The sequence below is a fragment of the Streptococcus sp. DAT741 genome (assembly GCF_009866825.1).
GTDB lineage: Bacteria > Bacillota > Bacilli > Lactobacillales > Streptococcaceae > Streptococcus > Streptococcus ruminantium.
This window is the reverse complement of the sequence record NZ_CP019557.1, coordinates 1,326,431-1,344,861: the sequence shown is the minus strand read 5'-3', so window position 1 is coordinate 1,344,861 and position 18,431 is coordinate 1,326,431. Positions and strand designations below refer to the sequence as shown.

The 18,431-nt window shown below is 39.8% G+C and carries 15 protein-coding genes; 13 read left to right on the top strand and 2 right to left on the bottom strand.

Annotated features, from left to right (window positions below; translation table 11 throughout):
- Positions 1–215: 215 nt before the first annotated feature.
- From BZG42_RS06330 to budA, 3 genes are read left to right on the top strand one after another with little or no spacing between them, the layout of a single operon-like run.
- Entirely contained in the window at positions 216–1,382 is a 1,167-nt protein-coding gene (locus BZG42_RS06330) for an AI-2E family transporter (protein WP_120171898.1), read from the top strand.
- A complete protein-coding gene (locus BZG42_RS06325; RefSeq protein ID WP_155963273.1) occupies positions 1,372–2,601 on the top strand; it encodes a tetratricopeptide repeat protein in 1,230 nt (409 codons plus the stop codon). Before BZG42_RS06330 ends, BZG42_RS06325 begins: the two co-directional genes overlap by 11 nt.
- Positions 2,602–2,604: 3 nt before the next feature.
- A complete protein-coding gene (gene budA, locus BZG42_RS06320; RefSeq protein WP_155972495.1) occupies positions 2,605–3,321 on the top strand; it encodes an acetolactate decarboxylase in 717 nt (238 codons plus the stop codon).
- 161 nt (positions 3,322–3,482) lie between these two features.
- Here budA and BZG42_RS06315 read toward each other — a convergent pair whose 3' ends face one another.
- The gene (locus BZG42_RS06315) at positions 3,483–5,141 is read right to left on the bottom strand and encodes an Rqc2 family fibronectin-binding protein (RefSeq protein ID WP_155995972.1); all 1,659 of its coding nucleotides are present in this window, start codon (positions 5,139–5,141) and stop codon (positions 3,483–3,485) included.
- A gap of 710 nt (positions 5,142–5,851) precedes the next feature.
- Between BZG42_RS06315 and trpX the strand changes: the two genes are divergently transcribed.
- The 10 genes from trpX (at position 5,852) to BZG42_RS06265 (ending at position 15,526) form a co-directional block, all read left to right on the top strand.
- Positions 5,852–6,850, top strand: coding sequence for a tryptophan ABC transporter substrate-binding protein (gene trpX / locus BZG42_RS06310; RefSeq protein WP_165437313.1), 999 nt, complete (start codon positions 5,852–5,854; stop codon positions 6,848–6,850).
- A 13-nt stretch (positions 6,851–6,863) separates the two neighbouring features.
- A complete protein-coding gene (locus tag BZG42_RS06305; protein WP_155995968.1) occupies positions 6,864–7,730 on the top strand; it encodes an ABC transporter permease in 867 nt (288 codons plus the stop codon).
- On the top strand, positions 7,727–8,485 hold the full coding sequence (locus BZG42_RS06300) for an ABC transporter ATP-binding protein (RefSeq protein ID WP_155963269.1): 759 nt from the start codon (positions 7,727–7,729) through the stop codon (positions 8,483–8,485). The genes BZG42_RS06305 and BZG42_RS06300 overlap by 4 nt, the downstream gene beginning before the upstream one ends.
- A gap of 91 nt (positions 8,486–8,576) precedes the next feature.
- Positions 8,577–9,059: a prolyl-tRNA synthetase associated domain-containing protein gene (locus tag BZG42_RS06295; protein ID WP_024531923.1), complete on the top strand. Its 483-nt coding sequence runs from the start codon at positions 8,577–8,579 to the stop codon at positions 9,057–9,059.
- A gap of 233 nt (positions 9,060–9,292) precedes the next feature.
- Positions 9,293–10,954, top strand: coding sequence for a ribonuclease J (locus tag BZG42_RS06290; protein WP_155995966.1), 1,662 nt, complete (start codon positions 9,293–9,295; stop codon positions 10,952–10,954).
- Between the two features lie 106 nt (positions 10,955–11,060).
- On the top strand, positions 11,061–11,837 hold the full coding sequence (locus BZG42_RS06285; RefSeq protein WP_155964823.1) for an alpha/beta hydrolase: 777 nt from the start codon (positions 11,061–11,063) through the stop codon (positions 11,835–11,837).
- A 160-nt stretch (positions 11,838–11,997) separates the two neighbouring features.
- Positions 11,998–12,354: a hypothetical protein gene (locus tag BZG42_RS06280; protein WP_024531926.1), complete on the top strand. Its 357-nt coding sequence runs from the start codon at positions 11,998–12,000 to the stop codon at positions 12,352–12,354.
- A gap of 100 nt (positions 12,355–12,454) precedes the next feature.
- On the top strand, positions 12,455–14,344 hold the full coding sequence (locus BZG42_RS06275) for an ABC-F family ATP-binding cassette domain-containing protein (protein WP_155995964.1): 1,890 nt from the start codon (positions 12,455–12,457) through the stop codon (positions 14,342–14,344).
- Positions 14,345–14,348: 4 nt separating this feature from the next.
- Positions 14,349–14,654 carry a hypothetical protein gene (locus tag BZG42_RS06270; RefSeq protein WP_120171889.1) on the top strand — a complete coding sequence of 102 codons (306 nt, stop codon included), beginning with the start codon at positions 14,349–14,351 and terminating at the stop codon, positions 14,652–14,654.
- Positions 14,655–14,677: 23 nt separating this feature from the next.
- Entirely contained in the window at positions 14,678–15,526 is an 849-nt protein-coding gene (locus BZG42_RS06265; RefSeq protein WP_155963266.1) for a putative RNA methyltransferase, read from the top strand.
- Positions 15,527–15,695: 169 nt separating this feature from the next.
- Here BZG42_RS06265 and BZG42_RS06260 read toward each other — a convergent pair whose 3' ends face one another.
- Positions 15,696–18,329 carry a pneumococcal-type histidine triad protein gene (locus tag BZG42_RS06260; protein WP_155995962.1) on the bottom strand — a complete coding sequence of 878 codons (2,634 nt, stop codon included), beginning with the start codon at positions 18,327–18,329 and terminating at the stop codon, positions 15,696–15,698.
- Positions 18,330–18,431 lie beyond the last annotated feature (102 nt).

Sequence of the window (18,431 nt, the reverse complement as noted above, 5' to 3'; positions counted from 1 at the left end):
CAATAGAAAAAAAGTAAAGTTGTTATGATGAAAGTATATTTTAATCTCATTATTACCTGTTTATTTTTACGTAAATGATATGATAGACTATTAGTTATTAAATGGTATAGTGTATTGCTTAATGTCAATAAAAATCTGAAAATTCAAACAGATGTTTTGAGATAGTTTTATGTTGAATCATGTTACAATAGATAAAAAGAAGAGGAGTATGTTAGATGGACGATAAGAATCAAAAATTTGGCTGGACTTGGTTTTTCCGTTTGTTCTTAAACAGTCAGGCGGTCACGTTTTTATTGGTGATGTTGCTAGCCTTTCTTACCATATTTGTTTTTAGTAAGATTAGTTTTTTGTTAAAACCTGTGGGAAGTTTTTTAGAAATTATACTCTTGCCTATGATTTTGACAGGATTACTATATTATCTGCTGAATCCAATGGTGGATTGGATGGAAAAGCATAAAATCCCTCGTACGGTCGGTATTTCCATTCTTTTTGTTTTAATTAGTCTTTTAATTGTTTGGGGATTGGCTGTGGCTATTCCAAGTATCCAAGAACAGGTGACTTCTTTTGCGAGAAGTTTGCCCTCAAATATTCAGAGAATTGAAGGCGAGGTAACTAGTCTTCTTCAAGATGATCGTTTTGAGCAGTTTAGGCCAACTGCTCTAGAGATGGTCAATAAGGTAAATGATCAAATTGTGACTCATGTTCAGAAATTCTCTTCAAGTGCAGTTAACTGGGCTAGTAATATTATTTCAACAACTTCACAGATTATTGTTGCGATTATGATTATGCCGTTCATTCTTTTCTATCTATTGAGGGATGGGAAAGAGTTGAACAACTATATCACACAGTATTTGCCAACCAAGTGGAGAGAACCGATTGGAACTGTTTTAACAGATGTGAATGGGCAGCTCTCTAATTATGTCCGTGGTCAGGTGACTGTGGCCATTATTGTAGCACTAATGTTTTCTTTGATGTTTTCTGTTATCGGACTGAGTTATCCGGTCACTTTAGGGGTATTGGCAGGCTTTTTAAATCTTATTCCTTTTATGGGCTCTTTCTTGGCTATGATTCCAGCAGTGATTTTAGGCTTGATTGCCGGACCGATCATGCTTATCAAGGTTTTAGTAGTCTTTATGATTGAGCAAACGATTGAAGGACGCTTCGTGACTCCGCTGATTATCGGTAACTCACTCAACATTCATCCGATTACCATCTTGTTTGTTTTACTAACTGCGGGTCAAATATCTGGTATCTTGGGAGTGCTGCTAGGTATCCCAATCTATGCATCTATCAAGGTGTTGGTTAAGGCAATATTTGAATGGTATAAAACGCATAGTGATTTGTATGAAAATGAAAAAGATGAGGTTGTGAATGAACAATAGTGAAAAAATGATGGTTTGTCTGGAACAGCAGGATCTGGGAAAGGCTAATAAGTATTTTAACCGAGCCTTGATTGAGGATGATCCAGGGACACTCTTATCTTTAGCTGCTTATCTGCAAGGTATTGGTTTTTTTCCTCAGGCAGGTCAAATCTATACTCAAATCAAGGATGAATTTCCGGAGGTGGCAATCAACTTAGCCCAGATTGCTTTTGAAGATGGGTTGGTAGAAGAGGCTTTTGGTTATTTGGAAGAGATTCCAGAAGAGAGTTTGGTTTATGTAGAAGCTTTATTGGTCAAGGCAGACTTGTATCAGGCAGAAGGCTTGGCAGATGTGGCGCGTGAGAAGATGTTGGAGGCAAGTCGAATATCGGACGAACCCATTATTCTATTTGGTTTGGCTGAATTGGATATGGAATTAGAGTATTTCAAGGAAGCTATTTCTTACTACGCTCAACTGGATAATCGTGAAATTTATGAACTGACGGGGATTTCGACCTACCAGCGAATTGGGCTTGCTTATGCTAGTCTGGGAAAATTTGAGGCAGCGATTGAATTTTTGGAAAAAGCTGTTGAGTTGGAATATGATGATCAGACGCTTTTTGAGTTGGCTGCTCTGCTATTTGAAAAAGAAGAGTATCAAAAGGCCAATCTCTATTTTAAACAGCTTGATACAATCAATCCTGATTTTGAGGGGTACGAGTATGTCTATGCTCAGTCTTTACATGCAGAGCATAAGTTGGAAGAAGCTTTGGAGATGACAGAAAAGGGGCTATCTAGGAATGGTTTTGATGCCAATCTCTTGCTTCAGGCTTCACAATATGCTTATGAGTTACATGATAAAGAAGCTGCTGAAAATTACTTGCTCAAAGCGAAAGAACTAGTAGATGATAACAATGAATTGCTTTTGCGTTTGACGAATCTCTACCTTGAACAAGGAAGATTTGAAGAGGTTGTAGCTCTGTTTAGTGAGGATTTGGACAATGTTTTAGCTCGTTGGAATGTGGCTAAAGCTTATCAGGCTTTGGAAGAAAGTGAGCGTGCCCTCGCTCTTTATGATGAATTGGTTGTGGACTTGGCAGATAACCCAGAATTTTTGGCTGATTATGTGGAAGTTTTACGTCAACTTGGTCGATTGGAAGAGGCGAGAATGCAGGCTAGTCGCTATATCCAATTGGTTCCAGATGATTTGGCGATGCAAGAGTTTTTAAATCAAGGGTAGAGCATGCAGGTAAAGCGATTATTTCAATACAATACATTAGGAGCTTTGATGGCGGGTTTGTATACTGGTTCTTTGACAGTTGGTGAACTGCTAGAACATGGAGACTTGGGACTAGGAACTTTGGATTCCATTGATGGTGAGTTGATCATTTTGGATGGAAAAGCCTATCAAGCAAAAAGCGAAGGCAACAGAGCAGAAGTAGTGGAAGTTCCTGCGGATAGAAAGATTCCTTATGCAGCTGTTATTTTTCATGAGGCAGAAGTTATTTTTAGGCAACGCTTTGAGATGACCAGTGATGAGTTGCATCAGCGTATAGAGTCTTACTATGATGGGGAAAATCTTTTCCGTTCTCTCAAAATAAGGGGAACGTTTTCACAGATGCATGTGCGCATGATTCCCAAATCAACTTCAGAAGTTCGATTTGCAGAAGTCGCTAGCCGACAACCAGAATATACCGTAGAGAATATTTCGGGGACGATTGTTGGAATTTGGACACCAGAAATCTTCCATGGTATTAGTGTAGCCGGTTACCATTTGCATTTTATTTCGGATGATCGAACGTTTGGGGGCCATGTGATAGACTACGTTATCGCTGAAGGGAATGTCGAAATCGGACCGGTAGATCAACTAGATCAACGCTTTCCTGTCCAAGACCGCCAGTACCTCTTTGCAACAGTTGATGCTGAGGAAGTCAAAAAGGATATAGATAGGGCTGAGTAGTTCAGAAAACTGTGAAAATTTGAAGTAAAAAATGACTGAAACAGGCGGTCAAACTAGTCAAGTAAATCAAGATATGTATGCTTTAGCTTTTATCAAGAAGAACCTCCAACAGTTAATCAATCGAATGACATTCTTAATGAACAAGTAAAAAAATCCATGAATCAGACTTTCATGGATTTTATTTTGTCTGCTGTTGGAGTGACACGGAGCGTTTTTTGTCCACGATAGGTCACAAAGCCCGGTTTCCCGCCAGTTGGTTTGTGAAGTTTCTTGGCTTCAATCATATCAACTTGGACAAGATTAGAATGTCTAGCTTTGGAGAAGTAGGCTGCAAGTTCTGCTGCATCGGTCTTAACCTCATCACTAGGATCCAAATTCCCTGTAATAATCACATGGCTACCAGGAATATCTTTAGCGTGGAACCAAAGTTCCCCTTTTTTAGCTATTTTGAAGGTCAACTCATCATTTTGTAAATTATTTTTTCCAACTAGAATAATAGTTTTTCCATCCGTTGCCAAGTAGCGTTCTGGTTTCTGGCGTCTATGAATTTTTTCACGGTGACGGCGTTTGAGGTAGCCTGTCTCAATTAGCTCCTCACGAATTTCATCAATCTCTGACAAATTTGCTTGCTCTAGCATAGTATCCACAGACTCCAGATAGGTGATGGTTGCCTTGGTTTCCTCAATCAAGGAAGTCAGATGTTTGACAGCTTCTTTGAGTTTCTGGTATTTCTTAAAATAACGCTGGGCATTCTGGCTAGGTGTTAAGGCTACATTCAATTCAATTTCAAGTTCCTCACCTGTATAGTAATTGTCTAAGATTACACTCGCTTGGTTATTAGGAACCTGATGAAGATAGGTTGTTAACAGCTCTCCTTTTTGCCGTACCAATTCCGCTGTTTCGGTATCCCTCAACTCTTGTTCCTGTTTCACTAACTTTTTACGATTTTTTTCAAGCTCACTAGTCACTCGCTTAATCAATTCATTGGCCTGCTGGGAAACGCGATCACGTTCGGCCTTATCTTGGTAATAGAAGTCTAGCAGATCTCCTAGACTTTTAAAAGCTGGTTCATTTTCAGGACTATTGGCAAATGGCAGAGCAGCATAGGATTTATCTGTCAGACTCGCTTGTGTTGGCTGGTTAAAGAAGGCTCGGAAGTTCTTTAGACGATTGCTAGTCAGATGGCCAGCTAACTCGTCTGCTGTATCTCGTCCTAGTCCTTGAAAAAGTTGTTGGAGATGCTTGGCACTGAGCTCTTGAGTAGACAAAATTTCAAATAGTTTTTCGTCAGACACTGTGTAAGGATTGAGTGAATTGGTTTTCGGTGGGTAAATATAGGTTGAACCCGGTAAAAGTGTTCGGTAAGAATTTTGTGAAAAACCAACATGCTTAATCGCTTCAATAATCCGATGTTCTGATTTATCAACTAGAATAATATTGCTATGTTTGCCCATGATTTCGACAATTAAAGTTGCTTGAATATGATCGCCAATCTCATCTTTATTGGACACAGAAAACTCCAAAATACGGTCATTTTCCAACTGACGAATTTCTTCGATAACAGCTCCCTGTAAATACTTTCGCAGAATCATCGTGAAGGTATTTGGCACTTTTGGATTGGAAAACTCGGTCTGGGTCAACTGTACCCTTCCGAACATGGGATGGGCAGATAGAAGCAATTTGTGACTTTGGCGGTTGCTACGAATAGCGAGAACAATTTCCTGTTCAAAAGGCTGATTGATTTTCTGAATCCGCCCACCTTCCAAATTAGCTTTGAGTTCCTTTGTTATATGATGTAAAAAAAATCCGTCAAAAGACATGCTTTCCCTCTTTCTCTCCTGAAATCTAGCTCTGTCTAGTATATCATATTTTACAGATTTATAGATTTGGGTAATAGTCCATGAGTTAAGGTTCATTTGTAAAAAAAGTTTTCAGAAAATTTAATCAAAAGTCTTGACAAAGATTTTCGGATACCGTATAATCAAACGTAATCAGAAGAAGTAGTAAGGCAGAAGTCTTCAGGGAGCCTGTGGTAGCTGTGAACAGGTGGCGGAGTTTTATGAAATGGGCTGATGAGATTGTTTTGTGCCAGAATCTTCAACCTAGGATAAGATGGGTTGATGTAGCTAATATACTAGTGGTATAGCAAGAGAGCTAGTGCAGTCATAGGTTAAAACAATCAACGAAAATGAACTGAAAACAATGACAGTTCGGTTTGCACACCTTACAGTGCGACTCCTTGTTAGAGGAGAAGAGATATGGGAGGATTTTAGACAAATTCCCATAAGTGAGGTGGCACCGTGTCATTGACGCCCTCGCAGGATATTTTCCTGCGAGGTTTTTTCATTGTCTTATTCAGTTACTTTTATGTTGTGCTATGATAGCCCCACTCTTCATTTTTCCCCTAAAAGTAATCTAAATTTGACAATAACTTAGTAATAGAATGAGGTAATGCTGATGAAACGATGGCGATGGTGGAATAGTGATTTGGTGACATGAATGATTAGTGCTAAAAGGAGATAAGATTATGATAAAAAATAAAAAATTATTGACTACGATACTTGCCTTAACGGCAATGGTAATTGCTGCCCTCTTTATGACACAACAAGAAAGGAGTAGACAGGCAGCAACAACTGAAAAAGTGAAAATTGGGGTCCTCCAGTTTGTGACCCATGATTCCCTTGATGAAATTTATAAAGGAATTAAGGCTGGTCTGAAAGATGGAGGCTATGCAACAGCGGATAATCTTGTCATTGACTTTATGAATGCTGAAGGGGATCAGTCACAAGTTCAGACTATGAGCAAAAAGTTAGTGGCAAATGACAACCAGCTATTGATTGGTATTGCGACACCTGCAGCTCAGGGATTGGCGAATGCTACAAAGGAATTACCGATTATCATGGGAGCTGTGACAGATCCAATTGGTGCCAATTTGGTGACAGATTTGAAAAATCCTGCGGGTAATATCACCGGTGTTTCTGATCAAACCCCAGTAGCAGATACTGTTTCTCTTATCAGACAAATCACACCAGATGCTAAAACAATCGGTGTTCTTTATTCCTCCAACGAGGATAATTCCAAAATTCAAGTGGCAGAGTTTAAGAAAGCTGCTGAAAAGGCAGGTTATACAGTCCTGGAATACGCTGTAGCCTCTAGTAATGAAATAGCTTCAACAGTCGAAGTGGCAAGTGGAAAGGCAGATGTACTCTTCACACCGGTTGACAATACAGTGGCTTCTGCCTTTTCGACAGTAGTCTCTGTTGCCAATAAGTCAAAAACTCCTATTTTCACTAGTGTAGAAGATATGGTGGCAGGTGGAGGTATTGCTTCTGTAACACTTGACCAATATGATCTGGGCGTGGCAACTGGTAAGATGGCTGCTAAGGTATTGGATGGTGCTAATCCAGCCCATACCCCTGTTCAGATTTTTCATCAAGGAAGTGTTGTAGTGAACCAGAAAGCTGCAAAAGAGTTGGGCATTGTCTTGTCCAAAGATGTCCTCAATAAGGCAAGTAAAGTTATCGAATAAGAAAAGGAAAAATATGATTGTATCAACTATATCACAGGCCCTCTTGTGGGGCATACTCGGTTTGGGAATATTTATCACCTTTCGGATTTTGAATTTCCCCGATATGACGACAGAGGGGTCTTTTCCTTTAGGAGGAGCTGTGGCTGTTACTCTGCTAACTCAAGGAGTACATCCTATCTTGGCAACGCTGGCAGCAGTGATGGCTGGTTGCTTGGCTGGTTTGGTCACAGGCTTATTATATACTAAGGGTAAAATTCCGACTCTCTTGGCTGGAATCTTGGTTATGTCTTCTTGTCATTCCGTCATTCTCTTCATTATGGGGCGGGCAAATTTAGGTTTGCTCCATGCTGGTAGACTCCAAAATCTTCTCCCCTTCTCTAACCAGGTCAATGAATTGCTCCTAGGATTATCAAGTATAGTTTTTGTGATTACTAGTCTGATGTTCTTCCTATATACTCAACTTGGGCAGGCATTTATCGCTACAGGAGATAACCCAGAGATGGCTCGTAGTTTTGGTATCAACACCAGTCGAATGGAATTAATGGGGCTTATCCTGTCAAACGGTATCATTGCTCTTGCTGGAGCTTTGATTGCACAGCAAGAGGGTTACGCGGATGTCTCTCGTGGTATTGGGGTTATCGTGGTAGGGATGGCTAGTCTGATTATAGGAGAAGTTATTTATGGAAATCTGACTATGCTAGAGAGGTTTTTAGCTATCGTGGTAGGTGCCATTTTTTATCAGTTTCTGATTCTGCTGGTGATTTCCCTGGGCATCAATACTAGCTATCTCCGTATCTTCTCAGCCATGATTTTGGCGGTCTGTCTTATGGTACCTGAGTTCAAGAAAAAAATCATGAAGGGAGCAAACTTATCACAATGAGAGCAATTGTTGAATTAAAAAATGCTACCAAGGTGGTGACCAGTGGTTTTGATGAGGAACGGGTCATTTTAGACAATGTTAATTTAACCATTTACCAAGGTGATTTTATCACTATTTTGGGTGGAAATGGAGCTGGTAAATCAACCCTTTTTAATGTTATTGCAGGAACTTTAGCTTTGACTAGTGGCACAGTGCATATCTTAGGTGAGGATGTAACCAACTGGTCAGCAGAAAAGCGTGCCAAATACCTAGCACGTGTCTTTCAAGATCCAAAAATGGGAACAGCACCGCGAATGACAGTGGCTGAAAATCTGCTCATTGCCAAACATCGTGGAGAAGGGCGGAACTTGATTCCACGCAGATTGTCCCAGCATATAGAAGAGTTTGAGCAACTCCTGCCAAAAGTGGGAAATGGTCTTGAGAAACACTTGGATACGCCAGCGGGTCTTCTATCTGGGGGGCAGCGTCAGGCACTTAGTCTTTTAATGGCTAGTTTGAAGCAACCAGACCTCTTGTTACTAGATGAGCATACAGCAGCTTTGGACCCTAAGACTAGTCAGTCGCTAATGCAATTAACTAGTGAGTGGATTGAAAACAAAGAGATGACTGCCCTCATGGTAACCCATCGAATGGAAGATGCCCTTGCTCATGGGAATCGTCTGATTGTCATGAAGAATGGCCGGATTATTCAAGATCAGACCACAGAAGAGAAATCTCAAATGAAACTGGAAGATTATTATAAATTATTTGATTAAAGGTCTGGGATAATCCAGACTTTTTACATTATCCTTTGGTTTTATCGCGAAATAAGGTATAATTTAACTAACATCTAGATGGAGCCTCATTATGGAAAATCTTGTTTTTGAACGGTTAGCACAACTGGGAATGAATTATGAAATCGTAGAGCATCCTGCAGCTCTGACAACGCAAGATGCGGATCGTTATATTGAAGGACTAGAAGGAGTCCGTACTAAGTCCATGTTTCTGACAAATAAGAAGAAAACAGCCTATTATTTACTGATTATGGATGACCAAAAACAGTTGGATATGGACTTGTTTCGTGAGTTGGTTGGAGCTAATCGTATTCGGATGGCATCAAGCGATAGCCTGATGGAAAAAATGCAGCTGCCTGTTGGCGTTGTATCTGTATTTGGTTTGCTGAATAATCCTGAAAGAGATATTCAAGTTTATTTTGATAAGGAAATTCTATCGGATCCTATCTTGACCTTCCATCCTAATGTCAATACTAAGACTATTTTTATAAAGACAGAAGATGTATTACGATTCGTAGAAGAAATCGGTTTTACAGCCCATATCATTGAACTATGAGGATGATGATACTGGTGTGAAAGTGAGGAAGTTCCTGTCTGAAGAAAGATTACGGTTAGAGATAAGGGGAAACTCTGTTGATTTTCAGCAGAGTTTTTTGTAAATTTTCCTGAAAAAATGTATAATGATAGTGATAGCTATTTAGCAGACTGTAATTCGACTTGGGAGACCTTCCAAGGACCGTTAGTAAAAAAATAATGAGACATCTGTAAGATGTCCACAAAGGAGTAAACATGACTACCATAAAAATCATGGCCCTCGGTGGTGTACGTGAGAATGGAAAAAACCTCTATATTGCCGAGGTGAATGAACATATTTTTATTCTAGATGCCGGAGCAAAGTATCCTGAAAATGAACAATTGGGTGTCGATGTAGTTGTCCCAAATTTTGACTATCTGGAAGAAAATAAACATCGTGTGGCAGGAGTCTTTCTGACACATGGACACGCAGATGCCATCGGAGCACTTCCTTATCTTTTGGAAAAAGTGAAGGTTCCAGTATTTGGTTCACATTTGACTATTGAATTGGCTAAATTGTTGGTCAAAAGTAACAATGCAACAAAGAAATTTAACGATTTTCATATTATCAATGCAGAGACAGAAATTGATTTCGGTGATTCAGTCGTTTCCTTCTTCCAAACGACTCACTCTATTCCAGAGAGTTTAGGAATTGTTGTCAAAACTAACGAAGGAAATATCGTCTATACAGGAGATTTCAAGTTTGACCAAGCAGCAGACGAGTTTTATCGAACCGATTTTGGTCGTTTAGCTGAAATCGGAAATGAAGGAGTTCTAGCCCTCTTATCCGACTCAGCCAATGCAGACAGCAGTATTCAATTAGCTAGCATGCACGAAGCAGGCGAAGAAATTCTTAATACCATTGCAGACTGTGATGGTCGTGTGATTGTTGCAGCTGTAGCCAGCAATATTGTTCGCATCCAACAGATTTTTGATGCGGCTGAGGCAACTGGGCGTCGTGTTGTTTTGACGGGATATGACGTAGAAAACATTGTTCGTACAGCTATTCAGTTGAAAAAACTTCGTCTCGTTAGTGAACATCTCTTAGTTAAGCCTAAGGATATGGGCAAGTATGAAGAACATGAACTGATTATTCTAGAAACAGGTCGCATGGGTGAACCATTGAATGGTTTACGTAAGATGGCTATTGGTAGGCACCGCTATGTTGAAATCAAAGATGGTGATTTAGTCTACATTGTTACAACACCAAGTATTTCAAAAGAAGCAGTAGTTGCTCGTGTGGAAAACCTGATTTACAAGGCTGGCGGAACGGTCAAATCTATTACCAAAAACCTCCATGTATCTGGACATGGAAATGCGCGTGATTTGCAATTGATGCTCAACATTATGAAACCTAAGTATCTCTTCCCGGTTCAGGGAGAGTACCGTCAACTTGATGCTCATGCCAAGGCTGCACTAGAGATTGGCATGTTCCCAGAGAATATTATCATTGTTAAACGTGGTGATGTTATGTCCTTTGAAGCGGGTGATTTTGTCCATAGCGGAGCGGTTCCTGCTGGTGATGTCATGATTGATGGAAATGCCATGGGTGATGTTGGAAATATTGTCCTTCGTGACCGGAAAATCCTCTCTGAAGACGGTATTTTCATTGTTGCCATTACCGTTAACCGCCGTGAAAAGAAAATTATTTCTAAAGCCAAGGTCAATACACGTGGTTTTGTCTACGTCAAAAAGAGTAAGGACATTCTGCGAGAAGCTTCAGAATTAGTTAATGCAACGGTAGAAAATTATTTTACGAAGGATAGTTTTGATTGGACAGAGTTAAAGAGTGCTGTTCGTGATAGTCTCTTGAAGTTCCTTTTTGACCAAACTAAACGTCGCCCTGCCATCCTACCAGTGATTATGGAAGTTAAGTAAAAAAGTTCTATTTTCTTTGAAAAGCACTTAGTTTTTATCGACTATAGGTACAAAATTGTATAAGAGCCAGAGGAAACTCGGGCTCTTTAGAATAGGAGAATTGATCATGGCTATTATGAAACTTGAGTATCATTCAGAGGTACTAGACATGTCCAGACAGGTCAATGTTCTCTACCCGGATCGCAATCGGGTGGAAAATCCTGATGATACAGATATTCCAGTCCTCTATCTTTTGCATGGGATGGGTGGCAATCATGATTCCTGGCTCAATCGTTCGACCATTGAGCGGTTGGTGCGCTATACCAATCTTATTGTCGTTATGGTAAATACGGACAAGGGCTGGTATACCAACACGACCTACGGAATGGACTACTTTGATGCTATTGCAGTAGAACTACCGCAAATCCTCAAGCGTTTCTTCCCTAATATGTCGGATAAGCGAGAGAAAAATTTTATTGCCGGTCTATCTATGGGAGGCTATGGAGCTTTCAAGATAGCCATGTCTACCAATCGTTTTTCTTACGCAGCCTCCTTTTCTGGTGCTCTGTATTTTGATTTTGATAATCCAGCGGCAGAAGAACTCGGTAGTTTCAATTACTGGAGTGGTGTATTTGGTGATATTTCAGATATCAAAAATCCGAATAATCTGCTGGAAATTGCCAAGCAATCAGACAAAAAGACAAAATTTTATGCCTGGTGTGGAGAGGAAGACTTTCTTTTTGAAGGTCATGAAAAAGCCGTTCGTCAGTTGAAAGATCTGGGCTTGCATATTGAAGCAAGTATCGGACCTGGTAAACATGAATGGTACTACTGGAACCAGCAGATAGAGAAAGTTTTAGCCTGGTTACCTATTGACTTTGAACTGGAAGAAAGGTTATCCTAGAACTTTAAGGAAGAGTTCAAATGGGCCTATACTGACATTTATTTCTATTGTAGAGATATTAGTGTAAGGCAAATATTCTACGCTCTATTTCGATTGTCTATATGTTGCCAAGGCCTGCCTTATCTTTTATGATTATTACAGAAGGGAATTACACCATTAAATGATTCTTAATTTGATTAAACGTTATCCTGAGCAGGTTCTGCTTTTCGTCTACAATGCAGGAATTTTTACTTGGCTCAAAACAAGTGGCCAGTCTATTATAGACCAACTTGGTGTTTCAGCGGACTGGTTAGAAAAAATTCCATCTCCTATCCGTTTCTTAGCAGGTAGCAGTCTTGCTGGAATGGAATCACTCTTACATTCTTCAGCTTGGGGCTGGTTGATTGTATCAATGATTTTATTGGTGCTTATCCGCTTTGTCAAAGGTGTAATAAAGTTTATCCTCATGCTGATTATCATAGGAGGGGGTCTCTATTTACTTTGGCAAAACAAGGAGCTGCTTAGCGGTTTAAGTTGATGAGACAAAATGGATGAAGACAGTAGCTAAAAAGTTACTGTTTTTTTGTGAATTGAAAAAGGAATACCAATACCTCACAAAATTATGGTACAATATCTCTATGATTATTCTAAGTGGAAACAAGATCGAACGCTCCTTTGCGGGTGAAGTTTTATTTAATAATATCAATATTCAAGTGGATGAAAGGGACCGGATTGCTCTTGTTGGTAAAAATGGTGCGGGAAAGTCTACCCTATTGAAAATTCTTGTGGGAGAAGAAGCAGCGACTAGTGGTGAGATTTCGACCAAGCGTGATCTTTCTCTTTCATATCTGGCACAGGATAGTCGCTTTGAGTCGGAAAATACAATCTATGATGAGATGCTCCACGTTTTTGATGATGTGCGGATGATTGAAAAACGCCTGCGTGACATGGAAGAACAAATGGGGAGCCTATCTGATAGTGACTTAGACCAGCTCATGAAGACTTACGATAGCTTGTCTGAGGAATTTCGTCTGGCTGGCGGTTTCAACTATGAGGCTGATATTCGTGCTATTTTGAATGGATTCAAGTTCGACCAAGCCATGTGGAACATGAAAATTTCTGAGTTGTCTGGTGGTCAAAACACTCGGTTAGCTTTGGCGAAAATGCTCTTGGAGAGTCCGGAACTCTTGGTATTGGATGAGCCGACCAACCATCTGGATATTGAAACCATTGCTTGGCTAGAAAATTATTTGCTTCACTATAAGGGAGCAATGATCATTGTTAGCCATGACCGCTATTTTTTGGATAAAGTAGCAACGATTACTCTTGATTTAACGAACCATTCTTTAGATCGTTATGTGGGCAATTACTCACAGTTTGTCGAATTAAAAGAACAAAAATTACAGACAGAGCTACAAAACTACGAAAAGCAGCAAAAGGAGATTGCAAAGCTAGAAGATTTTGTCCAAAAAAATATCGTCCGTGCTTCAACTACCAAGCGTGCCCAAGCCAGACGCAAGCAGTTGGAAAAGATGGATCGCTTGGATAAGCCAATGCTAGGCAGGAAATCTGCTACCATGACCTTTCAATCGGATAAGCCTTCGGGTAACATTGTCTTGACAGTTGAGGAGGCAGCAGTGGGCTATGATGGAGTTGTCCTTTCCCAACCAATCTCTATTGATCAACGCAAACTAGATGCCATTGCTATTGTTGGGCCAAATGGTATAGGTAAAACAACCTTACTCAAATCTATTGTGGGATCCATTCCGTTCATAAAAGGAGATGCTAAGCTTGGTGCTAATGTTGAGTTGGGCTACTATGACCAAACACAGGCTGCTCTAACGCCATCTAACACGATCCTCGAAGAGCTTTGGTCAGCCTTTCCGACCTTGCCGGAAGTGGATATTCGTAATCGTCTTGGTGCTTTCCTCTTTTCAGGGGATGATGTCCAAAAGTCGGTTTCCATGCTTTCTGGTGGTGAAAAAGCTCGGTTACTCCTTGCCAAACTTTCTATGGAAAATAATAATTTTCTCGTTCTGGATGAACCAACGAACCATTTAGACATCGACAGTAAAGAAGCCTTGGAGAATGCCCTCATTGAGTTCGATGGTACACTACTCTTTGTCAGCCATGATCGTTATTTTATCAACCGCATTGCCACCAAAGTCTTGGAGATTTCAGAAACAGGCTCTATGCTCTACTTGGGCGACTATGATTATTACCTGGAGAAAAAGGCAGAGCTAGAAGCAGAAAATCAGTCTGTACAGATAGAAACGACTAGCCAATCTGTCGGAGCTATGGACTACCAAGCTCAAAAGGAAAATCAGAAAGAACAACGTAAATTGGTACGCCGTGTAGAACAAATCGAGACGGAAATTGATGCCATCGAAAACCGCTTGAATGAGCTCAATCAAGCTATGTTAGAAACCAATGACCTTGGTCAGTTGACCGATTACCAAAAGGAAATCGACCAACTGACTCATCAACAAGAAAATCTTATGGAAGAATGGGCAGTCCTAGTGGAGTAGATGTATGATAATTAACAGTAAAGAGCCGGATCCTAAATTACGCTGGGATAGTATCAGTAAGGTTATTCGTCAAAAATTGGCTCGGTATGCTGAAGAAAACCCGACTGCTGTTAAGTGCAAATTAGTTTGCTTTGACAGAAAAGAGACTTACAGAAAAGTTCTGTTCGGCATTGATGCTGATTTTGATAAATTATTTTGGATAGAAAGTGCAAATAAAGCTATTTCTAAATGGTCCTATGGGTATGAGATTGACTTAGAAAATGTTGATACAATAAACTCAGAATTTATTCTTGATGTTTATTTCGGATAAGATGCAAATGAAAGTGGAACTCTATGACGAAACACCAACGTTTTACAAATAGCGATCAATTTTTTGCCTGCCCATACTGTAGGCAGGTTCTTGGTCTTGATCAAAATAGCCTACGCTGTTCAAATCGACATACCTTTGATATTGCCAAACAGGGGTATGTCAACCTAGCACCTCAGGTTAAACAGTCTGCTAATTATCATAAATCTAGCTTTGAAAACCGCCAATCTTTTTTGGAACAAGGATATTATGATCATCTCTATCAGGTTCTTGAAGGGAAAATAGCTGAGTTGCGCTTACAATCAGTCTTAGACATCGGCTGTGGGGAAGGATTTTATTCTCGTAAGTTGGCTCAGAAAATGAACTTGGATATTCTTGCTTTTGATATTTCTAAGGATTCCGTCTTGTTGGCAGCACGCACAGATAGTACAAAGGCAGTCAAATGGTTTGTCGGGGATTTGACCAAGTTACCTATACAAGATAAGACTATTGATGGGATTTTGGATATTTTTTCTCCCGCCAATTATCAGGAATTTACCAGAGTGCTCAAAGAAGGTGGAACTGTTTTCAAACTGGTTCCGGGTCCAAACCATCTCAAGGAGCTTCGCCATTTAGCCCAAAAACAGTTACGCAAGGAGTCTTATGACAACCGTGAGATTGTGGATCATTTCAAGTCATACATGGGGCAGATTGAGGAGATTTTAGTCAGTCGCACGTTGCCAATCAGTCAAGCCCATGCTCAAGTGTTGGCAGATATGACGCCACTCTTTTTTCAGGTGGATCAGTCCCAGCTAGATCTCAGCCAGTTGAAGGAAATTACCATTGAAGGCTTGCTCTTAGTGGGAAAAATAGAGACATTGAGTTCTAATAACTAGGTATATTGAAAAACGTCCAAAGCTGGTTAAACTTTGGACGTTTTTGGGTAATGTTTTTCTTGAATGATAAGATTGTAGTAAATAAACCTTCAGCCCAGCTTTTCTGGCTGCCTCTTTATTAAGCAGTTACACTGATTGAAAATAAAACTCTGATAATAGATTGTTTATTCTATACGAATGCTTTCAACCAATCAGAAATAGAGCCATCAATTGTATGAGAAGTATCAGACTTAGGTTCCTCCTTTACAAGATCATTGATTGTCCGAGAAATATCTTTATGTCCATTCTGGGCAGAATTATCAACTGTATGAGAAGTATTAGGGGTATGTTGATCCTGTGGTGATGAAGGAGACGGTGTTTCAGACTCACTTTTGGCTATGTCAGGAATAGTAGTTTCTCCATTGGATTGGTTGTTTGGATGAACTACGGCATCTTGTTTGTCCCCTGTTTTATCAGGCTTGTTTGAATCTTTAGAAACAGAAGGTCCTGACTCTTTCGGTGCCTCTATGTGGTTTGGCTCTTTCTGAGGACTATTTTTCTTATCAAAATCAATATTATAGGTGGTATCTGCTAAGGCAGGAGTATCCCATGCAGAATCTGGAATAATAGGTTTGCTATAGTCTCTTCTATAGCCGTTTTCTGGTTTTAAAACAGGTGGAAAAATCCCAGCTTGTTCCAGTGTTAACCCTTTTCTGACTAGGTAGACAACTGTTTTACTGGTTCCTAGACGTGTTTGCAATTGCCCACCCTCTGTGGCTTTAAAGGCAACTGCGACATAGTGCTTGGGATCATGCCAATAATAGTTAGGATGTCTGCTTGGGTCATTTATATCTGTTGGATTTTCGGGATTAGCTGCAATATAAGGTCCTAAATGAGGTGCTGTTGAACCAAAGGCAGCCAAGCTAATTGTTAAGCTAACGGGGTCATTCTCCCCTTTTCCACCGGTAATAACATTTCTAAATTCAATAAATTCATACCCATTATTTGGGACAGGTTCCGGAGCAATCAATCCTTGTTCCTTAGCTTGTTTCCAAGTCAAATCTGATTTTACGAAATAGGTAAATCCTCCTTGGATGCGATCGTTTAATTTAAGTCGGCCATTAAATATTGTAGTATATTTGACAGAAACATAGTTGGATAAATCAATATTAGATACATCATCAGCTGGAGTATAGATATTCTTGGTTGGTTTTTCTTTTACTTTAGTAAATTTTACGTGGAAGTACTGGTGCTCTCTAGGCATTTTTCCACGCGATGGCAGTTCAGCATTCCACCCTTTAAAGGTACTGCCTTCATGTTTGACAGCGTCTGGACGTTGAATGTGTAAGTCTTCCCAATTTAAGTCCTTACGGATCAAGTAGTAAACTCTTTTATTCTTTTTACCATTAACGACTAAGTCACCATATTCGCTATTTGTGCTAAATGTTAATAAGATAAAGTTTTTAATATTTTTAATACCGCTTGGCTTGTATTTTTGATAGACACCATTGCGTGTTAAATTCTCCATAAGTCCTTCTGTATAAAAAGGTCCATGAACTAATTGTTCTTCAACTTCAAGATTCGTTGTTTCTGTTTTTACATCACGCTCAGGGTCGTCTGGTAAATTAGGATCAATCTTATAGATATGTGCATGATCTCCATGCTTAACAGACATATAATTACCATCAACGGTAATATTTTCGCGAGGAACTTTAAAACGCTCCATGTATTCTTTGATAAGGCGCTCTTTACGTTCCTCAATGGTTTCCCCCTCAATCTGCTTAATCGGCTCATCTGGATTCGTAAATGGTTTATTCACGTCAATTTCTGATAAACCTATTGAGTGGCTATGATCACCGTGAGGGTAATTGAGAACTACTGAACCATCCTCAGTTTTATCTACTTTCACAGCCTCAACCGATATTCCCAATGACTTAGCTAAATGTTCTCGTTTAGCAGCTATCTCTGCTGATAGATCACGTGTCTGAGGTACCGATTTTTCAGTATTTTTAGGGACTGATGGTAGCGGTTTTTCATCAATCTGTGGTGATGGTGAAGGGATAAGATTTTCCCAAGTCGTCCCTTTTAAGCTGTCATAAGTGACTAGATGAGTGTGTTCTCCGTGAGAGACACGCAAACCATAAGTTGTTCTGCCGACAATACCAGTTCCATCAAAGAGAAAGCCATCGCTGGTTGGAAAATGAATTCCTGCTATACCTGCTTCTGTACGTTCTGTACTAGGTCCTGCTTGATTTTGCAAGCGCTGAAACTGTTGATGAGCACTGGCTCTGAGATCCGTTGATAAACTTGATTTCAAAATATAATGATAATGGTCACCATGTCTTACTGTATATCCGTTGGCATCTTCAGCGACAATATCTGCCGGATTGAACACATAGTGATGTCCTTGAGCCGAAGATGTTCCTTGATGCGCAGCACTTGAGTCTAGCGGACTAGTAGGTGAGACCATTCTAGCTTCCTGAGGAATTAGGTAAGACCATTTTGTCCCTTTCAAATCTGAATAAAAAAGAAAATGCGAGTGTCCACCATGAGCGACCACAATTCCTGTATCTGTTCTAGCTTGGATTTGTGATTCATTTTCTAAGAGGAAGCCATCATCGGTTGGAAAATCGATTCCTGCAACTTTTTTGCGAGTATCTGTTTCTTTTTTTACAGATGTAGAGCGTGGTTCTTTTATTTTTTGCTCAATTTTATCTGTTTTTCCCATAGATTGTTTAGGTGATTGGTGTACGGCAAAATATAGACCTCCTGCTAAAACAATTCCTGTTCCTGCTAAGGCCAAGAGTCTAGTCTTTTTTGTCATTCTTTACTCCTTGATATTATACTTAACTAGTTAATTATATATCATTTTAGATATTCCTGCAAGCCATATGAGTAACTGTGTATCAAATTTTTAACAGAAGGT

What these genes read in the sequence shown, in the direction of transcription:
- BZG42_RS06275 (WP_155995964.1), top strand. Translation starts at nt 12,455, where the DNA reads ATGATTATTCTAAGTGGAAACAAGATCGAACGCTCCTTTGCGGGTGAA.
- BZG42_RS06305 (WP_155995968.1), top strand. Translation starts at nt 6,864, where the DNA reads ATGATTGTATCAACTATATCACAGGCCCTCTTGTGGGGCATACTCGGT.
- BZG42_RS06295 (WP_024531923.1), top strand. Translation starts at nt 8,577, where the DNA reads ATGGAAAATCTTGTTTTTGAACGGTTAGCACAACTGGGAATGAATTAT.
- BZG42_RS06300 (WP_155963269.1), top strand. Translation starts at nt 7,727, where the DNA reads ATGAGAGCAATTGTTGAATTAAAAAATGCTACCAAGGTGGTGACCAGT.
- BZG42_RS06280 (WP_024531926.1), top strand. Translation starts at nt 11,998, where the DNA reads ATGATTCTTAATTTGATTAAACGTTATCCTGAGCAGGTTCTGCTTTTC.
- BZG42_RS06285 (WP_155964823.1), top strand. Translation starts at nt 11,061, where the DNA reads ATGGCTATTATGAAACTTGAGTATCATTCAGAGGTACTAGACATGTCC.
- BZG42_RS06270 (WP_120171889.1), top strand. Translation starts at nt 14,349, where the DNA reads ATGATAATTAACAGTAAAGAGCCGGATCCTAAATTACGCTGGGATAGT.
- BZG42_RS06325 (WP_155963273.1), top strand. Translation starts at nt 1,372, where the DNA reads ATGAACAATAGTGAAAAAATGATGGTTTGTCTGGAACAGCAGGATCTG.
- BZG42_RS06260 (WP_155995962.1), bottom strand. Translation starts at nt 18,329, where the DNA reads ATGACAAAAAAGACTAGACTCTTGGCCTTAGCAGGAACAGGAATTGTT.
- BZG42_RS06290 (WP_155995966.1), top strand. Translation starts at nt 9,293, where the DNA reads ATGACTACCATAAAAATCATGGCCCTCGGTGGTGTACGTGAGAATGGA.
- BZG42_RS06265 (WP_155963266.1), top strand. Translation starts at nt 14,678, where the DNA reads ATGACGAAACACCAACGTTTTACAAATAGCGATCAATTTTTTGCCTGC.
- budA (WP_155972495.1), top strand. Translation starts at nt 2,605, where the DNA reads ATGCAGGTAAAGCGATTATTTCAATACAATACATTAGGAGCTTTGATG.
- BZG42_RS06330 (WP_120171898.1), top strand. Translation starts at nt 216, where the DNA reads ATGGACGATAAGAATCAAAAATTTGGCTGGACTTGGTTTTTCCGTTTG.
- BZG42_RS06315 (WP_155995972.1), bottom strand. Translation starts at nt 5,141, where the DNA reads ATGTCTTTTGACGGATTTTTTTTACATCATATAACAAAGGAACTCAAA.